Here is a 23,243-nt window from a genome sequence, read left to right as displayed (position 1 = left end):
CCGATTGGTAGCTGGACGTCAGGCCCCCCTCCTGCGCCGTTTCCGCTGCCAGAGGAGGAAGGCCAGCCCCAGGGCCGCCGACGCCAACGAATAGCCGCGAAGCAGGAGGGCGGCGCCCTGGGCCCGTGCCGGCTCCACCCCGGCCAGGCCGAGCATGCCGGTGATGCCCAGCTCGCAGATTCCGATCCCGCCGGGAATCAGGCTGAAGATCCCCAGCAGGGCGATTCCGGACATCAACGCGGCCAGATCCGGGAGACGCAGGTGGATCTGCAGGGAGGCCAGAACCCCGTACCACCCGGCCAGGACCAGCAGCCATGCCACGGCGGTGGAGGCCAGCGCCCCCGCGAGCCGGCCCGGGGAAGCCACCAGGTCGCGAAAGCCCGCGCCCCACGCCTCGAACCAGCCTGTGCCCGGAATCCTGCCCAGCCATGGCGCGAGGAGGAGTCCGGCCAGGGCCATGGAAAGCAGGGTGGCGGTGAGCGTCCGTCCCTGGGGCGGCAGGTACCGGGGGTAGCAAAGCACGAAGAGAAACAGGACGGACGCCAAATCCAGGCAGCGTTCCAGCAGGAGAGCCGAATAGCCGCGCTTGCGGCCAAGCCCGGAACCGCTGTGCCCGGCTTCGACCTTCAGGATCTCCGCCCCCTGGAGCGGGACGACGGATCCGAGCCCCACCGCGATCCCGATGGCGAGGTACCGGTCCAGCGGCGACCCGGAGCGGGCCTGGTCGGGGAGGAGGCTCTGCCACCTGAGGGTCCGCATGAGGAAGAACAGCGGGAGGGTGCCGGCCGTGGCCCCGATGAAGACCAGGAGCCGGGCGCCCCGGAGGATGCCCCAGGCGCTCCGCCACTCGAAGGTCAGGCCGACCCAGACGAGGAAACCCGCGGCCAGGGCCCAGCCGAGGAGGGCGAGGAACCCGGGGCGCCTCATGGGCCGGGGCGCCGGGCCACGACGAGCAGGGAGGCGCCCCAGGGCCAGCGCACGCCGGCCATAATGAGAAAACGTTCCAGACCCATCACGAGCGCGAGAAGGGTGTTCTTCCAGGGCGCGATTTCGAATTCGGCCAGGGGTTCGAACGCCTCCTTGTCCCGGCGGCGGCGGACCTGGACCAGCAGGGGCAGGAGGAGGGACACGAAGGAGGTGACCAGGACCGGTCGGAGTCCGGCTCCGGCCAGCCGGTCCAGGAGCATGGCGCGGGTATACCGGCGGACGTGGGATGCCTTCTCGTCCACGACGCTCCACAGCCAGGGATGCTGGGGCACCGTGACCAGGACGGTCCCTTCGGGCTTGACGGCCGCGGCGATCGCCGCCAGGACCTGGTCGTCCTCGGGGATGTGCTCCAGCACATCGAAGAGGCCAATCCCGTCGAATTCCGCCTCGAAGGGCAGCCGCCGGGCGTCGAGTTGCAGGAATTCGGCCCCGGGCAGGCGTTGGGCGGCGAAGGGGAGGCCCTCGACGTGGTACTCGGCCCCGGTGAAGCGGGTCGAAGGGAACAGGGTCGCGAGGCCCTGCAGCACGAACCCCGTTCCGCAGCCGACTTCCAGGAAGGTCCCAGGGCGGGGGGGGTGCTTGCCCAGGGCCCAGGCGATGAGGCGGTTCCGGCTCCTGAACCAGAAGTGCCGGGCTTCCTGGCCGGCCAGGGCCTGGAAGGAAGCCTTGGAGAATCCCTCTCCATCGGGGACATCCCCGTGGAGCATGGGGATGCCCTCCCGCACCTCCGCGGCCCAGCCACAGGCGGCGCATCGCCAGACCGGATCGGCGAGGGGAGCGGCGCAGCTCACGCAGCGCCTCATGCGCCGAAGAACCCCGCGACGGCCCCGATGATCGCATCCTGGTCCGCGGGGCCGAGGTCCGGCCACAGGGGGAGGCGGAGAAGGCAGTCGCTGTAGCGGTCGGAGTTGGGGAGCGGCCCCCCGAGGTGGCGGGGGGCAAAATAGGGGCTGCGGTGGAGGGACTGGTAGTGGAACACGGCATTGACCCCTTTTGCCTTCAGGTGCTCGGTCAGCCGGGTCCGGGTCGCGAGGCTGTCCAGGACGAGGTAGTAGATGTGCCCGTTGTGGACACACTGGGCGGGAACGTGGGGCAGCGAGGCATGGCCCGCCGCTTCCAGGGGGGCCAGCGCGGCGTGGTAGCGGTTCCACACGGCCATCCTCCGCCGCTGGATGGCTTCCAGGTCCACCAGTTGGGCCCAGAGCACGGCGGCGGTGATCTCGGGCGGGGAGAAGCTGCTCCCCAGGTCGACCCAGGTGTACTTGTCCACTTCGCCCCGGAAGAACGCGGCCCGGTTGGTGCCCTTCTCCCACATGATCTCCGCGCGGGCGGCCAGTTCCCCGTCGTTGATCATCAGAAGGCCGCCCTCCCCGCACTGGATGTTCTTGGTCTCATGGAAGGAGAGGGCGCCCAGGTGCCCCAGGGTGCCCAGCGGCCTTCCCTTGTACGTGGCCTCGATACCTTGGGCGGCGTCCTCGATCACCTGGATGCCCCGGGCCTCGGCCAGGGCGAGCACGGGATCCATGTCCACCGCGACGCCCGCATAGTGGGTCACCACGATGGCGCGGGTGGCCTCCGTCACCCGGTCGGCAATGCTGGCGACGGCCATGTTGGGGTGGTCCGGGCCGGAATCGGCGAAGACCAGGCCGGCCCCTCTCAGGGCGAAGGCGTTGGCGGTGGACACGAAGCCGTAGGACGCGAGGATGACCTCGTCCCCCGGTCCGATGCCGCAGGCCAGGGCGGCGAGTTCCAGGGCATCCGTGCAGGACGTGGTCAGGAGCGCTTTCCCGAGGCCGTAGCGCCGCTCGAAGTAGGCCTGACACCGCCGGGTGAAGGCGAAATTCCCGGCGGTCCTTCCGCTCTCGAACACCTCCTGGATGAATTCCAGCTCCCTACCCGTGAAGTGGGGCCGATTGAAAGGGATCATCGCGTCTCCTGGGGGTTGGCTTCGGGCATCGGACCTAGCGGAGCTCATCCAGGAGCCTGGACGCCTTGGCGTCCTTGGCGTCGAAGGCCAGGGCGGCCCTGGCGGCGGCCCGGGCCTCCTCCTTGCGGCCGGCATTCTTGAGGATCTGCCCCCGGCGCCAGTGGGCCGTGCCGTAGCCGCCGGAACCGCCTTCCAGGGGTTCCCTGAGGACCTGGTCCAGGAAGGTCAATCCCTGATCGGCGTGGAGGCCGGTCCGGGCGGAGATCTTGCCGAGCTGCAGGTGGATGAGGCTGGGCGCGTCCACGGACGACAGGGAGGCCAGGGCCGCGTTCCAGGCCTCCTCGCCCAGGCCCGCGTCGATGAGCGCGTCGCAGACCGAACACAGGGCCCGGGCACTGCCCCGGGCGGCGGGCAGGAGCCGCCGGGCCTCCCGGGCCAGTCGCCGCTTCTGTTCCTCCTCGCCGAGGCCCTTGCGGGTCTCCCGGCTGCCCAGGGCATCCAGGTAGGACATGATCACTTCCGGGTCCTTGGGCGAAATGGCCAGGGCCGTGCCGAAGGTGGCCTCCGCCTGGGTCCACTCGCCTTCCATGGAAAGGATGGTGCCCTTGAGGGCCGAGCCCTTGCCCGGGTCCAGTTTCCGGACCAGTTCCGCGCACTCCAGGGCCCGGCGGGTGGAGCCGCCCAGGATGCCCGGCAGCTGTTCATAGCCCAGCCCCAGCGCCATCCAGGCCGCAACCAGGCCAGGGTCCAGCTTCACCGCGCCGCGGAGGTCATCCATGGCGGCCGAAACGCCCCGAAGGCTGCCCAGGTTCTTCTGCTGGATGGCCGTTCCGGCCCTGGCCAGGGCCCGGGCCAGAAGGGCCTCTCCCAGGCGCGGGTTGAGGTCGGCGGCCCTGCGCCCCGCGGCCAGGGCCTCGGGCAGGCGCATCATGGCGGTGAGGGCCTGGGACCGGGCCGCCAGAGCCAGGGCGTTGCCGGGGTCGGCCCTCAGCTCGGCGTCGGCGGCGGCCAGGGCCTGCAAATAGCGGCCCGCGTCCAGATCCGGGCGCGGGGAGTAGCCCCAGGCCGCAACGGCGATGGAAAGCGTGAAACAGGGCACGGCGCGGAGAAACATGGCAAGAGTATAGGACACGGTGGCGGCCGCGGGCCGTTTGGGCTAATTTGAGAGGTCGTCGCAGATCTCAACAAAGGGGGTGGCCATGCTCATGAAGGGCAAACGCGGACTGGTGGTGGGGGTGGCCAACAAGTGGTCCATTGCCTGGGGCATTTCCCAGCGGCTACTGGCGGAGGGGGCCGAGGTGGCCTTCACCTACCAGAACGACCGGCTGGGCAAGAATGTCCGGGAGCTCACGGCCGACCTCAAGGATCCCATCCTCATCCCCATGGACGTCACCTCGGACAAGCAGATCCTCATGACCTTCGAGCTGCTCAAGCGGGTCTGGGGGCACCTGGACTTCATCGTCCACGCCGTGGCGTACGCCCCCCGGGCGGCCCTGGAGGGCCAGTTCCTGGCCACGAGCCGGGAGGACTTCCGCATCGCGCACGACATCAGCGCCTATTCGCTGGCGGCCCTGTGCCAGAGCGCCGCGCCGATCATGGGCGAAGGGGGCGCGATCGTGGCCATGTCCTATTTGGGCGGCACGCGGGTGGTGCCCAATTACAATGTCATGGGTGTGGCCAAGGCCTCCCTGGAGGCCAGCGTGCGCTACCTGGCGGCCGACATGGGACCCATGGGCGTCCGGGTGAACGCCATCTCCGCCGGCCCCATCAAGACCCTGGCGGCCTCGGGCATCTCCGGCTTCGGCGGCATGCAGCGCCACCACCGGAACCGGGCCCCCCTGCGCAAGGACACGGACGCCGCCGAGGTGGGCGACGCCACGCTCTTCATGCTGAGCGACATGGCCCGGGGCATCACGGGCCAGGTGCTCTACGTGGACGGCGGCTTCAGCATCATGGGCGACTAGGCACCCGGCGACTTGGGAGGTCAGCGTGCGGGTCCCGGACCTGCGTCAGCGAATCCCCGGCGCAGGTCCAGGACACGTGCCTTCCTAGAACCCTCCGGGCACGGGGCAGAGGGAGGGGGCGCCGTCGTTGCCAGGGGTGGGAGGGGTCTGGGCGGTGGGTCCCACCCAGGACAGGGCGCTGGGTGCGGCGGGGTCCATGGCCAGCTGGTGCGGCCCCTTCGCGATCCAGGTGATGCCCCGGGGGAGAGGCTTTCCGTCGAGGGTGACGGGCCCTGGGTTGGGCCTGATGGGGATGAGGGCATACCTGCCGGACCGGAGGCAGGTCCAGGTTCCCGGCTCCGCGCTAGCCCTGGGTGAAGCGCCGAGGACCCAGAAGTCCTTGTGCAGCAGGAGGTAGTTGGCGGACAGGAAGGCGCGGTCGGAGGGGGGGAGGTAGCCTAGCCGGTAGCTGGGCAGCACCACGGGGGGGACCTGGTCGCCCAGGCCGGCGAAAAGGGGGTGCTCCCGGAACCGGCCCTGGTTGGCCCAGTTGATGACCCATTCGTAGGTAGGGGCCCTGCGAGTGGGGACCATGCCGATGCCGTCGAACACCGGGTCCTCCGGGCCCGTGAAAGCTTCGGTCATGGCCATGATTTCCTCCTGCCGTTCGTTGGTAAGGGAAAACAGCTCGGCCACCCGTAGGGTCCAGGGCGTCAGGTGCAGGAGGAGGCCTGAGGAGATAAGGAAGGGGAGCCCCCGGACCGCATTGAATGCGCCGGGTTCGAACCAGGGTCGCCCCAGCGCCAGGAGCGCGACCATGGCACCGGTGGTGAGGACGGCGAGGTTGTAAGGAAAAGGCGTGGGATTGACGAAGAAGGCGAAGGCGCAGACGACAAACAGCAGGATTTCCGGGAAGCCGGCCTCCGCCTCCCAGGCGCCCCGCAGCCCCCTGCGGCGAAGCTGCATGGCCCCCAGGAGCAGGAGCCCCCCCATGGCCGCCACCAGGAGCGGCGAGGTCCCCAGGAGCATCCTCAGGGTGTTCCAGGGCGCGAACCGCTCCGCCGACGCGGCCACCTGCAGGGCTCCCTGCCCGTTGCCGGCCAGGGACGGGTTGCCCACCAAGGCCTTGAAAGCCTGGCAGGCCAGGTAGCCTCCGGCTGCCCCCAGGAACCACGCGCCGGCCCGCCGTGCCCGGGTCCCCCAACCGCCCGGCTCCAGGTACACCCAGAGGACGGCCAGCGGCGCCCACAGGGCGATGGCTTTAAACAGGCAGGCATGGAGCAGCAGGGAAACGAACCCCAGGCCCAGGAAGACCCGGTCCCGATCCATGCGGGTGCGCCGCGCGAGGATCCACAGGACCAGAAGGCCGGTGATCAGGATGTTGTCGTGGCGGCACTCCAGGGCATAGCCCCACCAGGGGGCCAGCGTCCCCATGAGGACGAGGCCCTTCACGCCCTGGGAACTGCGGACCCGCAGGCCCGAGGCCCGGACCGCCAAGGCCGCGTTCACCCAGAACAGGGCCCAGAAACAGGCCCGGAACACCAGGAAGGTGGTCGCGGAGCTGGAGCCGATGCGGGCCAGGAGGGAAAGGGGGTAGAGATGGAGCTGGCCGCTGGTGAACAGGGACCCCGTCCATCCCTTGGCCAGCACCGTGGCCATGTACACGGTCTGGGCCTCGTCGACCTGGTAGACCCGGGTCATGGCCAGGGCAAAGGACAGGGCCATGAGGCCGCAGAGCGCGGCCACCCAGAAACGAAGAGCGCCTTTCCGGGAGGGCCTCCCTAGCATCCCTGGGCTTCCAGTTCCGCCAGGACCTCCTGAACGTGGCCCTTCACGCTGACCTTGGGCCAGGCCTTGCGCACGACGCCCTTGGGATCCACAAGCAGAGTGGACCGGATGATGCCTTCCATCTCCTTGCCGTACATCACCTTCTTGCCGAAGGCGCCCATGGGGGCCAGGAGCGCCTTCTCCGGGTCGGAGAGGAGGGGGAAGGGCAGCTCGTATTTTCCGGCGAATTTCGCATGGGAGGCGAGGGAATCACGGGAGATTCCATACACCAGGGCGCCCGCCGCCTGAAGGCGGGTCCAGCTGTCCCGGAAATCGCAGGCCTCGGTGGTGCAGCCCGGTGTGGAATCCTTCGGATAGGCATAGATGACCGTCCAGTGCCCCGCGAGGGTCGCGTTCGTGACGGTATTTCCCAGGTGGTCCTCCAGGGAGAAGGGGGGGAGGGGTTTGCCGACAGGACTCAAGGATGCCTCCACGCAGACTGAAAAGGCTAGCACCCTGGTAGGATTTTGTCTGGAGGCGCTTTGGACCGATCCCCCCGATATTGGACCCCCTGGTGGTGGAAGCTGGTGGCCCCCCACCGCCGGATCCTTTTCCTGGGCCTGTCGGCCTCGGTGCTGTGCAGCCTGGCCGCGGCCTGGGTGCCCTTCTGGTCGGGCCGGGCCGTGCACGCCCTGGAACTGCGCCAGTGGCACGCCAGCCGCCGGGACCTCCTCTGGATGCTGGGCTTCACCCTCTTCGCGGGCATCGGGCGCTACCTCATGCGCAATACCCTCATCGGCCTGAGCCGGGAGGTGGAGAAGCGCCAGCGCGAGGAGCTCTACGATTCCCTGCTGGCGCGCCCCTTCTCCTTCTATGAGCAGAGCCGCATCGGGGACCTGATGAGCCGCATGGGCGACGACGTGAACACCGTGCGCATGGCCACGGGGCCCGGCCTCATGAGCCTCCTGCAGACCGCCAGCCTCCTGCCCATGACCCTCGTCCTCATGCTCCAGGCCAGCCCCCGCCTGGCCCTGGCCGTGATCACGCCCTTCACGTTCCTGGCGGCGGGCTTCTACCTCATCGGGAAGTGGAGCCACCGGATCCAGCAGAAGATCCAGGTGGTCACGTCCCAGCTGAACACCTTCAGCCACGAGACCATCTCGGGCGAGAAGGTGGTGCAGGCCTTCGGCCTGGAGGCCCTCCGGGTGGCGGAATTCGAGGAATTGAGCCGCACCCAGGCCCGCATGAGCATCCGGCAGACCATCCTCTTCGGCGCCTACATGCCCCTGTCGGCCTTCACCGCGGGCCTGGCCGCCCTGGTGCTGGTGGCCTACGGCGGGACCCTGGTGCTCCGGGGCGCCCTGACCCTGGGCGACCTCACGGCCTTCACGGGCTACCTGGCCACCCTGGCCTGGCCCATCATGAGCCTGGGGTGGTCGGCCAACCTCTTCCAGCGGGGCCGGGCGGGGCAGGAGCGCATCGAGGCGGTCCTGAACGATCCCGGGGCCTTCCTGCCCGGGCACGCGCCCCTGGCGCTCCGGCCCGGCCCCGCGGCCATGGAGCTCCGGGCCGCCTCCCACCGCTTCGAGTCCGGCCGGGGCATCGGCCCCATCGACCTGGCCCTGCCCCCCGGATCCCGCCTGGCGGTGGTGGGCGGCATCGGGTCCGGCAAGACCATCCTCCTGCAGGTGCTGGCCGGGCTGCGGGAGATCCAGGAAGGCACCCTGACCCTGGATGGCCGGGCGATGGGGGCCGACCTCCTGCGGGAGCACTGGGCCGGCATCGGCTGGGTGCCCCAGGAGGCCTTCCTCTTCAGCCTCTCCCTGCGGGAGAACCTGGCCCTGGGCCGCCCCGGCGCCACCGAGGAGGAGCTGTGGGAGGTGGCCCGGGTGGTGTGCCTGGACGATCTCATCCGGCGCCTGCCCATGGGGCTGGACACGGTGGTGGGCGAACGGGGCGTGGTGCTCTCCGGCGGGGAGCGCCAGCGCACGGCCCTGGCCCGCGCCCTGCTGCGCAAGCCGCGCCTGCTGCTCCTGGACGACGCCCTGTCGGCCGTGGACTCCGAAACCGAGAGCCGGATCCTGGACAACCTGCGCGCCTTCCTCGTGGACACCACCCTGGTGCTGGCCACCCACCGGGTCTTCGTGGCCGAACTGTGCGACCGGGTGCTGGTGCTGGAGGACGGCAACGCCGTGCAGAGCGGCACGGCCCAGGAACTCGCCCAGGAGCCCGGCCACTTCAGCCGCATCAAGCGCCTGCAGAGCCTGGAGCGGGAGATCCTGGGCGAGGCGGTTTCCTAGACCTCGGGCCAGTGATGCTTCGGGTAGCGCCGGGACAGGCCCGGCCGCAGCTCCCGGTAGACCCGCTGCCAGAACCCCGCCAGGTCCGTGGTGACCTGCACGGCGCGGTTGTTGGGGGCCAGGAGGTGGAGCACCAGGGGCACCTCCCCGCCGCCGATGGCGGGGCCCTTCTTGAGGCCCGCGAAATCCTGGAGCCGGGAGGCCACCCAGGGGGTGCCCTCCCCGTAGTTCACGCGCAGGCGCCGCCGGGGGATCTGGATCCATTCGGGGGCCCAGGCGTCAAGCAGCCGGGCGGTTTCGGCGCCCAGGGCGCGGCGCACGGCCCCGGGCCAGTCCGCGGCCTCCAGTTCCTTCAGGCTGGCCAGGCCCTCGCAGGCGGCGGTGAGAAGGGCCTCGCGCAGCTCGGCCTCGGCGGGGATGCCCAGGTCGGGCCTCAGCCGGGCCAGGAAGGCCGCCCGGGGCAGGAGGCCTTCCAGGCCCGCGGCCCCCGTGGCGGCCCGGGCCAGCACCTGGGCCGCGCCGGGGTGCCCCGGGGGTGCGGGGCGGCGGCTCTCCATGAGCGGCAGGTCCTCGAACCAGAGCCGGGAATGGAGATCCACCCTTCCCGTGCCTTCGTTGAAGGCCAGTTCCTCGGTGTCGCGGATGGAATCCGGATAGGCGTCCAGGAGCCAGTCCGGCTCCAGGCGCGAGGCGGCCTGCACCTGGACCTGCCCGCCCACGCCGTCGGCCTCCAGGGCCAGGATCCACTCCGCCCGGCGCACCCGGCACCGGGGGGCGAGGCGCGCCCCGCCCCCGCCCACCAGGGTGCAGGTGCCGTTCCCGCCCACCCGGGCGATGCGGTCGCGGTAGGCCGTCACCAGGGCCCGGAGCAGGGCCTCCTCGTCCTCCTCCGGGACGCCGCCCCCCAGGGCCTTGAAGGCCAGGCGCGCCTGGCGCAGGGCCGCGGGGTCGGCGCCCGCGGGTTCCAGGTACTGGTCGATGCGCGCCAGGAGGTCGGAATCCAGGGCATGGCCCTGGGGGGCGCCCCGGGGGCCCAGGTCCTGGCGGGCGCCCAGGTCCCCGGTTTCCAGGAGGGTGGCCCCCAACCGGGCGAGGTGGGGGATGCCCAGGTCCTCGCCGGCGATGACGAGCCGGGCCAGGCGCGGGTGCAGGGGCAGCTTGGCCATGCGCCGGCCCAGGGCCGTGATGCGTCCGTCCTCCAGGGCCCCCAGGCCGCCCAGGAGCTTGCCGGCGGCCTCCAGGGCCGGGGCGGGGGGCGCTTCGAACCACTCCAGTTCCGGGCCGATGCCCAGGTCCGCCAGGGCCAGGAGGGGTTCCGCCAGGTCCGTGCGCAGGAGTTCGGGGCTGTCGAAGGCGGGCCTCGCGTTGAATTCGGCCAGGGTGAAGAGCCGCAGGCAGAGCCCCGGCCCGGTGCGCCCGGCCCGCCCCGACCGCTGCGCGCAGCGGGCCTGGCTGATGCGCGTGGTGCGCAGGCCCGGCAGGCCCGACCAGGGCGAATGGAAGGCCTCCCGCCCCAGGCCGGAGTCCACCACGGCGGCCACCCCCTCCAGGGTCACGGAACTCTCGGCCACATTGGTGCTGAGGATGACCTTGAAGGCTTCGCTGGGGGCCACCGCCTCCTGCTGGGCCTCGAAGGACAGGCTCCCGTGCAGGGGCAGGAGCCGCAGGCCATGGGCCTGGGCGGCCCGGGCGCAACTGCGCAGGCAGCGCCGGATCTCCGCGGCGCCGGGCAGGAACACCAGGGTGTGGCCCTTGAGCCCGTCGCGGTAGAGCCGGTCCACGGCGGAGGCCACCTGCTCCTCCAGGGGGGCGGAATCGGGCCGCTGCGCGTGCCGGATCTCCACGGGCCACTGGCGGCCGGCACAGGCCAGGGCGGGGGCGCCGAGGAAGGCCGCGATGGGGCCGGGGTCCAGGGTGGCGCTCATGACGCCCAGGCGCAGATCGGGGCGCGCCCCCGCGCGCAGGCGGCGCAGGAGGGTGATGGCCAGGTCCGTCTGGAGGTGGCGCTCGTGGAATTCGTCCAGGAGCACGGTGGAGATGCCCCGCAGGGCGGGGTCGTCCTGGAGCCTGCGCAGCAGCAGGCCCTCGGTGACGAAGCGCACCCGGGTGGCGCGGGAGGCCTTCTGCTCGAAGCGCACCGCGTAGCCCACGGCCCCGCCCAGGGGTTCGCCCAGCTCCGCGGCCACCCGCGCCGCGGCGAGCCGCGCCGCGAGGCGCCGGGGCTCCAGCACCCAGCACTCGCCCGCGTCCAGCATCCCGGCATCCAGGAGGGCCCGGGGCACGCGGGTGGTCTTGCCCGCCCCGGGCTCGGCGCCCAGCACCAGGCAGCCCCGCTCCCCCAGCGCCCGGAGGATCGCCGGCAGGAAGGGATCGATGGGCAGGGGGCTGAGGGTCAAGACCGCTCCCGGAGCGCCGCGGCGAAGCCCCGGAAGATCCCCAGGGCGCTCCGGGCGGCGGCGTGGTCCATGGCCACCAGGTTCTCGGGGTGCCACTGCACGGCCACCACCCACCGGGAGGCGTCCGCGGCCTCCACCCCCTCCACCAGGGGCCGGCCCTCCCGGGCCGTGCCGTGCCAGGCCACGGCCCGCAGGCCCGGGGCCAGGCGCATCACGGCCTGGTGGTGGCGGCTGTTCACCTCCACCGCCTCCGCCCCCACCAGGGTCCGCAGGCGGGAGCCGGGGTCCACGATCACCCAGTGGGCCAGCTGGGGCGGGAGGCTGGAGGAGCCCACCTGGTGCCGTTCCGGTTCGCAGCCGTAGTGGTCGGGGATGTCCTGCACGAGGCTGCCCCCCAGGGCCACGTTGAGCAGCTGCTCCCCGCGGCAGATGCCCAGGATGGGCAGGCCCAGGTCCCAGGCCCGGCGCGCCAGGGGGATCTCCAGGGCGTCCCGGTCCGGGTCCGGTCCGGCCTCGGGGTGCACCGGTTCCGCCGGGTCCCAGTTGGAGGGGTGGATGTCGTCCCCGCCCGTGAGGAGCACCCCCCGGACCTCCTCCAGGGGGGGGACCGGGTCCCCCGGGGCCACCAGGAGGATCCCGCCTTCCCAGCCTCCCGCCCGCACCGCCGGAACGTAATGGCGGCCTACGGATGACTTGTTCCTGCAGGTTATGAGAAGGCTTGACACGACGACTCCCGGTATCATGATTGTCACCCTACCACCAGCTCAGACGGACTGAGGCAATCGGTGAGGCGGAGAGCTCCGCCACTTCAAAGGAGGAAGATCATGTCCGGATCGTTGAACAAGGTCATGCTGATCGGCAACCTGGGCCGGGATCCCGAGCTCAAGATGACGCCTTCGGGCCAGGCCCTGGCGCGCTTCTCCGTGGCCACCACGGAAACCTGGAAGAACCCCCAGGGCGAGAAGCAGACCAAGACCGAGTGGCACAATATCGTCGTGTGGGGCAAGCAGGCGGAAATCGCCGAGAAGTACCTGCGCAAGGGCAAGCAGGTCCTCATCGAGGGCCGCATCCAGTACCGGGAGTACACCGACCAGGCTGGCGTCAAGAAGACCGCCTGCGATATCCGCTGCGACAACTTCGTGATGCTGGGCCGCATGGAGGACGGCGGCGGCCGGCCTTCCGGTGGCGGCGCGGACGACTACGAGCCCACCGGCGCCCCCGCTCCCGCCTCTGCGGGCGGGCAGGTGTACGACGACGACATCCCGTTCTGATCGAAGGGAAGGGATAGGCGCGGGAATGGCCGGAACCCCTGGGGGTTCCGGCCATTCGCCGTACCCGACCCTATAGCCCCGGTTCAGCCCGCCTGCTTCCGGCGGTAGAACCGCATCGTGTTCCCCAGGGGCAGGGCAAGCCCAAAGCCGGAGGCCAGCAGACCCCGGCCGCCCCCGCGGAAGGGACAGGGCATGGGGGCTCCGCCGCTCAGGATTCCGGCCCGATGTGGGTGCCCGCGGCCAGGACGGTGTTCTTGGGCACGACGACGATGCCGTCCTGCACCACGTAGTCGCCCGCGTCCCGTTCGGTGCCCCGGGGGAAGGGCCTGATGACCACCCCCGCGCCCAGGCTCACGTTCTTGTCCAGGATGGCGCCCTCGATGTGGCAGTCGGGGCCGAGGCCCAGCGGGCTTCCCGAGTTCGTGCGCTCGTAGTAGTCGGCGCCCATGACGATGCTGTCCAGGATGCGGGTGCGGGGGCCGATCTGGCTGCGCACGCCGACGATGGAGTGGGTGATCTCCCCGCCCCCCTCGATGACGCAGCCCTCGCAGAGGAGGACGTCCTTGAGCCGCGTGTCCGAGCAGATGGAGCCCGGCAGGAACCGGGAGTGGGTGTAGATGGGCCGGTGGGCGTCGTAGAGGTCGAACGCGGGGTTGGGGCGGGTCAGCTCCAGGTTCACGTCGTAGAAGGAGCGGATGGTGCCGATGTCCTGCCAGTAGCCGTCGAAGTCGAAGCCGGAGACGTTCATGCGGCTGATGGCGAAGGGGATGACGTGGTGGCCGAAATCGTCGAAATCCGGGTGGCTGGTGAGAAGGTCCACCAGCACCTCGGTCCTGAACAGGTAGATGCCCATGGAGCCCAGGAAGGGCCGCTCCGGATCCTCCCGGCTGACCATTTCCGCCTGGGCCTCGGGGGTCTTGGGCTTCTCCACGAAGTTCACGATCCGGCCGTCGGGGGTCCGCTTGAGGAGCCCGAAGCGGTCCGCCTCGTCCTTGGCCACGGGCTGCACCGCCACGGTGATGTCCGCGCCCTTGGCGATGTGGTGGGCCACCATGGGGGCGTAGTCCATGCGGTAGAGGTGGTCCCCGGCCAGGATGAGCACGTGCTCGGCGCCCACCACCTGGATCTGGAACAGCTGCTTGCGGATGGCGTCTGCCGTGCCCTGGTACCAGCCTTCGCTGGTGGGCGTCTGCTCCGCCGCCAGCACCTGCACCCACCCCGTGTGGAACACGTCGAACTTGTAGCTCTCGGAAATGTGCCGGTGCAGCGAGACCGAATTGAACTGGGTGAGCACGTGCATGCGGAAGATGCCCGAGTTGATGCAATTGCTCAAGGGGATATCGATGAGCCGGTACTTCCCGGCGATGGGCACGGCGGGCTTGGACCGCATCTTCGTGAGCGGGTAGAGCCGCGCGCCGCGGCCCCCTCCGAGAATCACGGCGAGGACATTGTTCAGCTTGGGCATGGATGCTCCTGTCTGGGGCCGGAGGCAACGCGAACGGATTCAATATTCCAAAGTAAGCCTAAACCCCACCCCTGGGGGCCGGAATGGACAATTGTGATGAAATCCCTGGTCGGAGTGGGGGCGCATGTGTTCCGGACCTTCGTCAGGGATTCGCTGCCGCAGACAAGCTGCGTCAGCGAAAAGCTCGCGACACGGGGTTGAGGGGAGTGTTGGCACGCTCCGGCTTCGATGGGCGTTGGGGGTGGGGTGGGGGGGGCTTTCCGGAGGGGCCTAGGGGGTCGGCGGGGCGCTTCGAGTGGGGCGGGAGGGGGGTGGGTCGGCGCCGACGCTGATCGGTTGGCGTCGTGCACGGGGTCTGGGTCGATGCGGCTTTCGCTTGAGGCGATCAACGTCGGCGCGAAAGGGGCTACGTGCGGGGAAACTTGAAGCGGATCGACGGGGCATAGGCCCGGATGGGGAGCCTCTTGGCTTCGGAATGGACGCAAGGCTCATCGAAGCCGGAGCGTGGCAACACTCCTCCTCAACCCCGTGCCGCGAGCTTTTCGCTGACGCAGCTTGCCTGCGTCAGCGAATCCCTGACGAAGGTCTGGAACCCGTACGTTCCCTAGCGGTCGACCTTGATTACGATGGAACCCGAGAACATGTCCTGGAAGCCTTTGCGGTCGGCGCCGAGGATGAGGAGGTAGGGGAGGTAGAAGAGGAAGCTGCTCACGACGTGGCCGACGAGGCGCAGGATGGCCTGGCCCCAGTCGATGTTGCCGGTGGGGTTGGCTTCGGGGACCACCCGCAGCTTCATGATCTTCTTGCCCAGGGTGGCCCGGAACTTGACCATGCACCACAGCATGAAGACGAGGTAGCCCAGGCTGACGAGCGGATAGAGGAGGCAGCCCAGGGCCAGGCCCAGGCCGTGGGACACGGCCCCCAGCACGGCCACGGCGACGATGAAGAGGATGGCGACCAGGACGCCGATGCAGCCGTCGATGAGCCAGGCCACGAACCGGGTGCCGAAGTCGCCACGCTCGATGGCTCCGCCGGCGATGAGGGGCTGGGCGTCGTCGGGGATTTCGGGCAGGTAGGGTTGCAGGAAGGCCGGAGCGGGGTTGTCGCCGGGGGCGGCCTGGGGGGCCTGGGGCCTGGGGGGCGGCGGAACGGGGGCCGGCGGAACGGGGGCCGGGGGCGGCATGGGAGCGGCAGCCGCCAGGGCGATGGGGGGGGGCTCCGGGGGGCCGCCCTGGATCTTGGCCATTTCATCCAGGCTCATGCGGACGGTGCCCAGGGGGTTCATGGCCTCGGCGGGCTGGGGGTCCACGAAGGTGAGCTGCATCTGGCCCAGGGTGATGCGGTCGCCGTCCTTCAGGGCGCCGGTTTCCACCTTCACCCCGTTTATGAGGACCCCATTGCTGCTCCCCAGGTCCTGGACCTCGTAGCCCGTGGCGGTCCGGCGCAGGACCGCGTGATGCCGGGAAATGCTGGGGTCCGCCAGCCGGAGCGTGTTGTCCAGTTCCCGGCCGATGTTCACCTCGTTGTCGACCAGTTCGAATTCGCGGGCTCCATTACTCTCTTGAACGAGCAGTTTTGCCATGGTCTCCCCTTTATTTTCTGGATCTCTTGAGCAGTCTAGTGGTGTCCAATGGGTTATGCAAACAGTCAACCCCCCGGGAGCCAGGTAATTTGCCCGAACCGGGGTTCAACCTTGACCTCGACCCATTAACTCAGCCAATCTGGCATCCCTTCTCCCCCGTGGAGGCCGCATGGTCCTTTTCAACGCAGCCACCAAAGAGCTGACCGCCAAGATCGTCTACTATGGCCCCGGCCTCTGCGGCAAGACCACCAACCTCCAGCATGTGTATGATTCCCTTCCCCAGGACGGCCGGGGGAAGATGCTCAGCCTGGCCACCCAGACGGACCGGACCCTCTTCTTCGATTTCCTGCCCATCGAACTGGGCACGATCCGGGGCATGAAGACCCGCATCCAGCTCTACACCGTGCCGGGCCAGGTCTTCTACGACGCCACCCGCAAGCTGGTGCTGCGGGGGGCCGACGCCGTGGTGTTCGTGGCCGATTCCCAGGCCCAGGCCCTGGAAGGGAACAAGGAGAGCTTCCAGAACCTCATCGACAACCTGCGCGAACAGGGCTCCGAGCTGGAGAAGCTCCCGCACGTCATCCAGTTCAATAAGCGGGACACCCCCAATGCCCTGCCCACGGAGGTGCTGAACCGGGAGATCAACCGCTTCGGGGTGCCCACCTTCGAGGCCTGCGCCACCCGGGGCCAGGGGGTCCGGGAAACCCTGTCCGGGGTCGCAAGGCTGGTCCTCAAGCACCTCACGGAGAAGTACGGCGGGGGCGCCCCGGCCGAGGCCCAGCCCGAGATGTTCCCCGCCCGCCCCAGCGCGCGCGCCGAGGCCGCCAAGGAGCGTATGCCCTTGGAAGTGGAAGAGTTGGGAGCCGGAGAACTGCTCGAGGAAATCGAGGAGCTGCCGGTGACCGAAGGGGGCGGGATGCCCACCGGGGAACCCGGGGCCCACCCCAGCACCAGCGTCGTGGAGGTGCCCGTGGTCCTGGACCGCAGCCTCTTCAGCAGCTCCGGCCCCGTGGAGATACGCCTGAAGCTGTACCTCAAGTAGGATTTGGGAGATCCGGCCGCATCGGGCAAACTATAAGGTTCAGGCCCGAGGTCTAGATGCAAAAACCCGTCGTAACCCGTTTCGCTCCCAGCCCCACCGGCATGCTCCACATCGGGGGGGTCCGCACCGCCCTGTTCTGCTGGCTCTATGCCCGCCGGCATCATGGAACTTTCATTCTTCGGGTGGAGGACACCGACCTCACCCGGAGCACCGACGACAATATCCGCATCATCGAGGAGGGCATGGACTGGGTGGGCCTGGACTGGGACGAGGGTCCCGTCCCCGGGGACCCCAACGCCTACCGGGGCCCCCACGGGCCCTACCGCCAGATGCTGCGCATGGACCTCTACCGCGCCAAGATCGCCCAGCTCCTGGAGGCGGGCCTGGCCTACCGCTGCGAATGCAGCCGGGAGGACCTGGACGCCCGCCGCAAGCAGGCCGATGCGGAGGGGCGCCCCTTCATGTACGACGGCCGCTGCCGGGACAAGCACCTGGACGGCTCCGTGCCCTGCGCCATCCGCCTGCGCATGCCGGATTCGGGGGAGATCGTGCTGGAGGACCTGGTGAAGGGCCGCATCGCCGTGCCCGCCTCGAGCCTGGACGACTGGATCATCGCCCGGCAGGACGGCACCCCCACCTACAATTTCTGCGTGGTGGTGGATGACGTGGACATGGGCGTCACCCACGTGGTGCGGGGCGACGATCACGTGGCCAACACCCCCAAGCAGATCGCGCTGTACCGCGCCCTGGGCTACGAGCTTCCGGCCTTCGCCCACGTGCCCATGATCCTGGGCAAGGACAAGCAGAAGCTCAGCAAGCGCCACGGGGCCGCCAGCATCACCGAGTTCCGGGACGACGGCTTCCTGCCGGTGGCGGTGCGCCTGTGCCTGGCCAAGCTGGGGTGGACCCCCAAGGTGGACGGCAAGGCCGCGGAAAGCGTCGAGGAGGAGCTGCTCACGGACCAGCAGCTCATGGAGAACTTCGACCTGGGGGAGATCCAGAAGGCGGCCGCCGTCTTCGACATCGACAAGCTCAAGTGGATCAACCAGAAGTTCATCCAGCGCCTGGACTGGACGGAGATCGCCCCGCACCTGCGCTGGCAGTGGGCGAGGCTGGGACTGGAGGCCGCCTGGGACGCCAAGCCCGACGAATGGAAGGCCCTGGCCATCGGCTGCAACAAGAACCGCGCCACCCTCGTGGAAATGGCCGAGACCACCCGCTTCCTCCTCAAGGCCCCCGCCTCCTTCGACGAGGCGGCCGTGGCCAAGTACCTCGTGGATGCCGTCAAGCCCGCGCTGCGGGAGGTGACCGCCCTGGAGGACTACGGCCACGACGCCCTCAAGGCCGGCGTGGACGCCATCCTGGCCCGCCACGGCCTGAAGCTCAAGGACCTGGCCCAGGCCCTCCGCGTGGCCTTCACGGGAGGGGTCGTGAGCCCCCCGATCTTCGACACCATGGCCCTCCTGGGCCGCGAGGACGTGTGCGCCCGCCTGGAGAAATGGATCTGACATGACCAACGAGACCCCCGCCCCCGAACCCCGCAGCCTCAACTTCATCGAGGAGATCATGGAGGCCGACGGGTCCTCCGGGAAGCACCAGGGCCGCATCTGCACGCGCTTTCCCCCCGAGCCCAACGGCTACCTCCACATCGGCCACGCCAAGTCGATCTGCATCAATTTCGGCCTCGCCGCCAAGTACGGAGGCCGTACGAACCTGCGCTTCGACGACACGAACCCCGTCAAGGAGGACATCGAGTACGTGGACTCCATCCGGGACGACGTGCGCTGGCTGGGCTTCGACTGGGCCGGGGAGCACTACGCCTCGGACTACTTCCCGTTCCTCTACGACTACGCGGAGTACCTCATCGGCCGGGGCATGGCCTACGTGTGCGACCTGAACGAGGAGGAGATCAAGGAATACCGGGGCAACTTCTTCAAGGCCGGGCGGAACAGCCCGTACCGGGACCGGAGCCCCGAGGAGAACCTGGACCTCTTCCGGCGCATGCGCGCCGGGGAGTTCCCCGACGGCGCCAGGACCCTGCGGGCGAAGATCGACATGCAGAGCCCCAACATGAACATGCGGGACCCGCTCATGTACCGCATCAAGCGCGCCCACCACCACCGCACCGGCGACGCCTGGCTCATCTACCCCATGTACGACTTCGCCCACGGGGTCTCGGACGCCATCGAGCGCATCACCCACTCCATCTGCACCCTGGAATTCGAGGACCACCGGCCCCTCTACGACTGGTTCCTGCAGCAGGACGTGGACGGTAAGTTCTTCTCCCGCCCCCATCCCCGGCAGATCGAGTTCGCCCGGCTCAACCTCACCTACACCGTCATGAGCAAGCGCCGCCTCCTGGAACTGGTCAAGGAGGGCATCGTCAAGGGCTGGGACGACCCCCGCATGCCCACCATCAGCGGCCTGCGCCGCCGGGGCTACACCGCCGCCAGCGTGCGCGCCTTCGCCGAGAAGGTGGGCGTGGCCAAGCGGGACATGGTGGCCGACGTGGGCCTCCTGGAGCACTGCGTGCGCGAGGACCTGGCCGGAAGCGCCCCCCGGGCCATGGCCGTGCTGCGCCCCCTGAAGGTGGTCATCGAGAACATGGCCGAGGGCGAGGTGCACTGGCTGGACGTGCCGAACCACCCCGAGAACGAGGCCCTGGGCCGGCGCAAGGTGCCCTTCACCCGGGAAGTCTACGTGGAGCGGGAGGATTTCCAGATCGAGGCCCCGAAGAAGTGGTTCCGCCTGGCCCCGGGCGCCGAGGTGCGCCTGAAGAACGCCTGCCTCCTGCGCTGCACCGGCGTGGTGCAGGACGCCGCGGGCGAGGTCACGGAGCTCCGCTGCACCTGGGACCCCGCCTCCCTGGGCGGGGACGCCCCCGACGGCCGGAAGGTCAAGGGGACCCTCCACTGGGTTTCCGCCGCCCACGCCCTGGCCTGCGAAGTGCGCCTCTACGACCGGCTCTTCACGGCCAAGGACCCCATGGACGTGCCCGAGGGCGAGGACTGGCGCCACTTCCTCAACCCCGAAAGCATGGAGGTGCTGCCCGCGGCCCGGGTGGAGCCCTCCCTCGCCGCCGCCCGGCCCGGGGAGGCCTTCCAGTTCGAGCGCCTGGGCTACTTCGTGGCCGATCCGGACGGCGGGAAGGGGACCCCGGTCTTCAACCGCACCGTGAGCCTCAAGGATTCCTGGGCGAAGGCCGAGGCCAAGTAGGCCCCCGTTTCCGCTATCCTGGTGCCACGTTCCAACGGGACAACGGGAGCAGCATCATGAAACTCAGGGTCGCACTGATGCTAGGGATGGTCGTGGCGCTGGGCGTCGGCACGGGGTGCCGCCGGAAGAAGGCCGCCCCGCCCGTCACCGCCTGGCTGAACCTGGACCGGCAACCCCCGGAGGAGGGCGCCCTGGGCGTCCTGGAGGGGCCCGGCACGGGGCAGCAGGAATTCACCGTGTACTGGGTCAAGGCACGCCAGGGGGGGAGCTCCCTGCCGGGGCTGGAGGTCCTGGACTGGTTCAAGGGCCCCAAGGCCGAGAAGGTCATGGCCGTGGAATGCCTCAGCCTCTCGGGCCCCCTGGTCACGGGCGAGCCCAGCGAGCACCCCGCGGTCTACGCCCTGGACAAGGGCCGCGCCCTGGTGTGGGGCGGGCCCCTGGGGTGGGGCTGGGTGGACCTCGCCGCCAGCCGCGCCCGGGTGACGACCCTGGAGGGCCACCTGGAGGCCATCCTGGCCGATTCGCGCCTTTCCGTGAAGGAGCGCACCAGCCGCGAAGGCTGGACCCTGCACAACCGCCTCATGCTCAGCCTGGCCCTCCAGGCCGTGCGCACCGAGCCCCGGGACGACGCCCCCTACGCCCCCACGGGCTTTCCCGACGGGCGCATGGTGGGCGAAGCCCTCTGGCGCACCTCCGCCCCCCGGGAATTCGCCCCCGGCCGCAACGCGCCCCCCCACAGCCAGGAGGACCTGGACGTCCAGCGCACCCCCCGCAAGGTGCGCGACGTGGTGGTCTCCCCCCTGGAGCGCCGCGGCGACTGGATCCAGGTGGCCTTCCCCGAGCCCGGCTACCCCACCTACCTGGTGGACGCCTCCGGCCTGGGGGAGAGCGCCGACAACCAGGCCCTGATGGTGAAGTGGAGCCCCCAGCCCGCGGGCTGGGTGCGGCTCTACCAGCGGGGGCCGGTGGAGGGCACCTCGATCCGGCTGTGGTCCTGGACCTACTACGGAAGCCGGGAATGAAGGGGAAGGCCGGGCCTTTCCGTCCGGCACGGAAAAGGGGGGGCCTGCGCCCCCCCTTTTTTTCCCATCGATGGGATCCGCCTAGGCCTTGCGCCACTTCCAGGCGGCGATGACGGCCTTGATCGTGAACGCGGTCACCGCCAGGGCGCCGACGCCGAAGAGGACGTCGCCGGGGAAGCGCATCCAGGTGAGGGTCCGCATGAAGGGGCTCTGCACCACCGCGGCGCTCCGGGCGAACCAGGTGCCGTGCTGGAGGCTCTGGACGATCTGGTTCAGGCCGCTGGGGATCAGGCTCAGGACGAGCATGAGCACCAGGCCCAGGTTGAGGCCCCAGAAGCCGGTCTTCAGCAGCTTGCCGTCCCAGGCGCGGTCGGGGGTCATGCCGCGCAGCGCGAAGAGCATCAGGGCGATGGCGAGGAAGCCGTAGACCCCGAAGAGGGCGGCGTGGCTGTGGATGGGCGTGGTGTTGAGGCCCTGGCCGTAGTAGAGGATGGACGGGGGGTTGATGAGCATGCCGAATACGCCCGCGCCGATGAGGTTCCAGAAGCACACCGCGGCGAAGAACTTGAAGGGCCACTCGTAGCCGCTGCCCAGGGCGCGGCCCGCGCGCAGGCTCTGGGCCAGTTCGAAGCCCACGATGGTCAGGGGCACGATCTCCAGGGCGCTGAACATGGAGCCCAGGGCGGAGATGAAGGCCGGGGAGCCCGAGAAGTACAGGTGGTGGAAGGTGCCGATGATGCCCGAGCCCAGGAAGAGGATCATGCTGAGGTTCACGCTGCGCAGGGCGGTCTTCTCCCGCAGGAGGCCGAGGCGGGTGGAGAGCAGGGCGATGGCCACGGTGGCGAACACCTCGAAGAAGCCTTCCACCCAGAGGTGCACCACCCACCAGCGCCAGTACTCGGCCAGGGCCAGGTGCGTCTCGCGGTTGTACATGAAGCCCGCGGAGTAGAAGAGCGGGATGGCCACGGCGGCCAGGAGGAAGAGCTTCAGGAGGCCCAGGGAGCCCTTCTCGGCGGCCAGGGCGGGGCGGATGGCCCGCACCACCAGCACGAGCCAGCCCACCATGCCCACGGTGAGGAGGATCTGCCAGAGGCGGCCCAGTTCCACGTACTCGTAGCCCTGGTGGCCCAGCATGAACGAGCCGCTGAGGCGGCCCAGGATGGCCTGCTGGCTGCCGGTGAGGGCGCCCACCACCACCACCACGAGGGCCACCAGGAGGCCGGCGACGCCCAGGTACTGGCCCTTGGGTTCACGGCCGGCGAGCTTGGGGCCCAGGTAGAGGCCCGTGGCCAGCCAGCAGGTGGCGATCCAGAACACGGCGAGCTGCAGGTGCCAGGTGCGGGTGGCCGCGTAGGGCAGGATGCGGCTGAGGTCGATGCCGTAGAGGGAATTGGATTCCACGGCGTAGTGGGCGGTGAACACGCCCATGAGGATCTGGACCATGAAGAGGGCCATGGCCACGGCGAAGTAGATGGCGGACCAGCGCTGGCTGGGGGTGGCCGGCTCGGGGGTCATGGGCTGGGGGGCCGGGAAGGCCTCCTCCTTCTGGGAGGCCTGGAACCACACCATGAGGCCCACGCCCAGGATCAGCAGGACGATGGAGAGGATGCTCCACAGGTGGCTGATGGGGGTGATCTGGTTGCCCACCAGGGATTCCTGGGGCCAGTTCTGGGTGTAGCTCACGTCCTCGCCGGGCCTGCGGGCCGCGGCGGTCCAGGCGGTCCACAGGAAGAAATCGGCCACGCGTTCGCCCTCCTCCATGGAGGGGATCCAGCGGGCGGGGATGGCGGCGTCCCTGTCGCCCCCGAAGACGGTGCGGGCCAGCTCCTCCCGGGTGGCGGCGTAGGCCGCGGCCCGGGGGGCGTCCAGGGTCAGGGTGCCGTCCTGGAAGCTGTTGGACTGGAAGGCGGCCTGGGTGCGGGCCCGGGCCTCGGCGTCGGAGAGGCCGGAGGCCTTGGCCTGGGCGAGGGTCAACTCGGCCCAGCGGTGCAGGGCCTTGGCCGTCCAGTCCGGGGCCAGGTAGGCCCCGTGGCCCCATATGGATCCGATGTGCTGGCCGCCGTGGCCCAGGTAGCTCTTCTGGCCGTCCAGGATCTGCCCGGCGCCCACCAGTTCGCGCCCATCGGGGCCCACCACGCTGGCGGGGATGGGCGGGGCGTTGAGGGCGATCTGCCGCCCCCCGATCCCCAGGACCCCGAAGCTGGCGATGAGCACCAGAAGAAGAATCAGCCAACGCTGTTTCATGACTACCTCCAGGGACCAGCCTGGAGGACCCGGCGGGCCCCCGCCTTGATCCCCGTCAAGGGACCCTCTTTTTCCCCGCCC

General features: G+C 69.9%; 17 protein-coding genes and 1 pseudogene. 7 read left to right on the top strand and 11 right to left on the bottom strand.

Going from position 1 to position 23,243, the window contains the following annotated elements:
* Positions 1-18: 18 nt before the first annotated feature.
* Genes R2J76_RS20285 through R2J76_RS20270 form a run of 4 tightly spaced genes read right to left on the bottom strand, consistent with a single transcriptional unit; the run spans position 19 to position 4,028 of the window.
* Positions 19-927 (bottom strand): lysylphosphatidylglycerol synthase transmembrane domain-containing protein, encoded by a 909-nt coding sequence (locus R2J76_RS20285; protein WP_316413489.1) that lies wholly within the window; start codon positions 925-927, stop codon positions 19-21.
* A complete protein-coding gene (locus tag R2J76_RS20280) occupies positions 924-1,778 on the bottom strand; it encodes a class I SAM-dependent methyltransferase (protein WP_316413488.1) in 855 nt (284 codons plus the stop codon). The genes R2J76_RS20285 and R2J76_RS20280 overlap by 4 nt, the downstream gene beginning before the upstream one ends.
* Before the next feature lie 8 nt (positions 1,779-1,786).
* The gene (gene rffA, locus R2J76_RS20275; RefSeq protein ID WP_316413487.1) at positions 1,787-2,914 is read right to left on the bottom strand and encodes a dTDP-4-amino-4,6-dideoxygalactose transaminase; all 1,128 of its coding nucleotides are present in this window, start codon (positions 2,912-2,914) and stop codon (positions 1,787-1,789) included.
* A 34-nt stretch (positions 2,915-2,948) separates the two neighbouring features.
* Entirely contained in the window at positions 2,949-4,028 is a 1,080-nt protein-coding gene (locus R2J76_RS20270) for a tetratricopeptide repeat protein (protein WP_316413486.1), read from the bottom strand.
* A gap of 91 nt (positions 4,029-4,119) precedes the next feature.
* Here R2J76_RS20270 and R2J76_RS20265 point away from each other — a divergent pair, with 91 nt between their 5' ends.
* Positions 4,120-4,878: an enoyl-ACP reductase FabI gene (locus R2J76_RS20265; protein ID WP_316413485.1), complete on the top strand. Its 759-nt coding sequence runs from the start codon at positions 4,120-4,122 to the stop codon at positions 4,876-4,878.
* An 84-nt stretch (positions 4,879-4,962) separates the two neighbouring features.
* On the opposite strand, the gene R2J76_RS20260 is transcribed toward R2J76_RS20265, so the two are convergent.
* Both R2J76_RS20260 and R2J76_RS20255 read right to left on the bottom strand, forming a co-directional pair.
* A complete protein-coding gene (locus R2J76_RS20260) occupies positions 4,963-6,603 on the bottom strand; it encodes a hypothetical protein (protein ID WP_316413484.1) in 1,641 nt (546 codons plus the stop codon).
* Positions 6,604-6,638: 35 nt separating this feature from the next.
* Entirely contained in the window at positions 6,639-7,106 is a 468-nt protein-coding gene (locus R2J76_RS20255; RefSeq protein WP_316413483.1) for a peroxiredoxin, read from the bottom strand.
* 105 nt (positions 7,107-7,211) lie between these two features.
* Between R2J76_RS20255 and R2J76_RS20250 the strand changes: the two genes are divergently transcribed.
* Positions 7,212-8,924, top strand: coding sequence for an ABC transporter ATP-binding protein (locus R2J76_RS20250; RefSeq protein WP_316413482.1), 1,713 nt, complete (start codon positions 7,212-7,214; stop codon positions 8,922-8,924).
* Here the strand turns inward: R2J76_RS20250 and hrpB are convergent.
* Complete coding sequence (hrpB, locus tag R2J76_RS20245; protein WP_316413481.1) at positions 8,921-11,320, bottom strand: ATP-dependent helicase HrpB; 2,400 nt, start codon at positions 11,318-11,320, stop codon at positions 8,921-8,923. The genes R2J76_RS20250 and hrpB overlap by 4 nt on opposite strands.
* The gene (locus R2J76_RS20240) at positions 11,317-12,045 is read right to left on the bottom strand and encodes a gamma-glutamyl-gamma-aminobutyrate hydrolase family protein (RefSeq protein ID WP_316413479.1); all 729 of its coding nucleotides are present in this window, start codon (positions 12,043-12,045) and stop codon (positions 11,317-11,319) included. Before R2J76_RS20240 ends, hrpB begins: the two co-directional genes overlap by 4 nt.
* 99 nt (positions 12,046-12,144) lie before the next feature.
* Between R2J76_RS20240 and R2J76_RS20235 the strand changes: the two genes are divergently transcribed.
* Positions 12,145-12,591, top strand: a complete 447-nt coding sequence (locus tag R2J76_RS20235) for a single-stranded DNA-binding protein (protein WP_316413478.1) — start codon at positions 12,145-12,147, stop codon at positions 12,589-12,591.
* 208 nt (positions 12,592-12,799) lie between these two features.
* Here the strand turns inward: R2J76_RS20235 and R2J76_RS20230 are convergent, their stop codons facing one another.
* Positions 12,800-14,056, bottom strand: a complete 1,257-nt coding sequence (locus R2J76_RS20230; RefSeq protein ID WP_316413477.1) for a glucose-1-phosphate adenylyltransferase — start codon at positions 14,054-14,056, stop codon at positions 12,800-12,802.
* Between the two features lie 604 nt (positions 14,057-14,660).
* Positions 14,661-15,638 carry an FHA domain-containing protein gene (locus R2J76_RS20225; protein ID WP_316413476.1) on the bottom strand — a complete coding sequence of 326 codons (978 nt, stop codon included), beginning with the start codon at positions 15,636-15,638 and terminating at the stop codon, positions 14,661-14,663.
* Positions 15,639-15,807: 169 nt separating this feature from the next.
* Here R2J76_RS20225 and R2J76_RS20220 point away from each other — a divergent pair.
* The 4 genes and pseudogenes from R2J76_RS20220 to R2J76_RS20205 form a co-directional block, all read left to right on the top strand.
* Positions 15,808-16,380: pseudogene (locus R2J76_RS20220) on the top strand (GTP-binding protein); the annotation flags it as partial.
* 356 nt (positions 16,381-16,736) lie between these two features.
* Entirely contained in the window at positions 16,737-18,188 is a 1,452-nt protein-coding gene (gene gltX, locus R2J76_RS20215; protein ID WP_316413474.1) for a glutamate--tRNA ligase, read from the top strand.
* 1 nt (position 18,189) lies between these two features.
* The gene (locus R2J76_RS20210) at positions 18,190-19,896 is read left to right on the top strand and encodes a glutamine--tRNA ligase/YqeY domain fusion protein (RefSeq protein ID WP_316413473.1); all 1,707 of its coding nucleotides are present in this window, start codon (positions 18,190-18,192) and stop codon (positions 19,894-19,896) included.
* Between the two features lie 56 nt (positions 19,897-19,952).
* The gene (locus R2J76_RS20205; RefSeq protein WP_316413472.1) at positions 19,953-20,918 is read left to right on the top strand and encodes a hypothetical protein; all 966 of its coding nucleotides are present in this window, start codon (positions 19,953-19,955) and stop codon (positions 20,916-20,918) included.
* Positions 20,919-20,999: 81 nt separating this feature from the next.
* Here R2J76_RS20205 and R2J76_RS20200 read toward each other — a convergent pair whose 3' ends face one another.
* A complete protein-coding gene (locus R2J76_RS20200; RefSeq protein ID WP_316413471.1) occupies positions 21,000-23,162 on the bottom strand; it encodes a nitric-oxide reductase large subunit in 2,163 nt (720 codons plus the stop codon).
* Positions 23,163-23,243: the final 81 nt, after the last annotated feature.

Source organism: Mesoterricola silvestris (assembly GCF_030295405.1).
GTDB classification, from domain to species: Bacteria; Acidobacteriota; Holophagae; order Holophagales; family Holophagaceae; genus Mesoterricola; species Mesoterricola silvestris.
This window is presented reverse-complemented; position numbering and strand designations above follow the sequence as displayed.

Coding starts and splice junctions, on each gene's coding strand:
- R2J76_RS20285 (WP_316413489.1), bottom strand. CDS start 927: ATGAGGCGCCCCGGGTTCCTCGCCCTCCTCGGCTGGGCCCTGGCCGCG.
- rffA (WP_316413487.1), bottom strand. CDS start 2,914: ATGATCCCTTTCAATCGGCCCCACTTCACGGGTAGGGAGCTGGAATTC.
- R2J76_RS20270 (WP_316413486.1), bottom strand. CDS start 4,028: ATGTTTCTCCGCGCCGTGCCCTGTTTCACGCTTTCCATCGCCGTTGCG.
- R2J76_RS20265 (WP_316413485.1), top strand. CDS start 4,120: ATGAAGGGCAAACGCGGACTGGTGGTGGGGGTGGCCAACAAGTGGTCC.
- R2J76_RS20235 (WP_316413478.1), top strand. CDS start 12,145: ATGTCCGGATCGTTGAACAAGGTCATGCTGATCGGCAACCTGGGCCGG.
- R2J76_RS20230 (WP_316413477.1), bottom strand. CDS start 14,056: ATGCCCAAGCTGAACAATGTCCTCGCCGTGATTCTCGGAGGGGGCCGC.
- R2J76_RS20225 (WP_316413476.1), bottom strand. CDS start 15,638: ATGGCAAAACTGCTCGTTCAAGAGAGTAATGGAGCCCGCGAATTCGAA.
- gltX (WP_316413474.1), top strand. CDS start 16,737: ATGCAAAAACCCGTCGTAACCCGTTTCGCTCCCAGCCCCACCGGCATG.
- R2J76_RS20210 (WP_316413473.1), top strand. CDS start 18,190: ATGACCAACGAGACCCCCGCCCCCGAACCCCGCAGCCTCAACTTCATC.
- R2J76_RS20205 (WP_316413472.1), top strand. CDS start 19,953: ATGAAACTCAGGGTCGCACTGATGCTAGGGATGGTCGTGGCGCTGGGC.
- R2J76_RS20200 (WP_316413471.1), bottom strand. CDS start 23,162: ATGAAACAGCGTTGGCTGATTCTTCTTCTGGTGCTCATCGCCAGCTTC.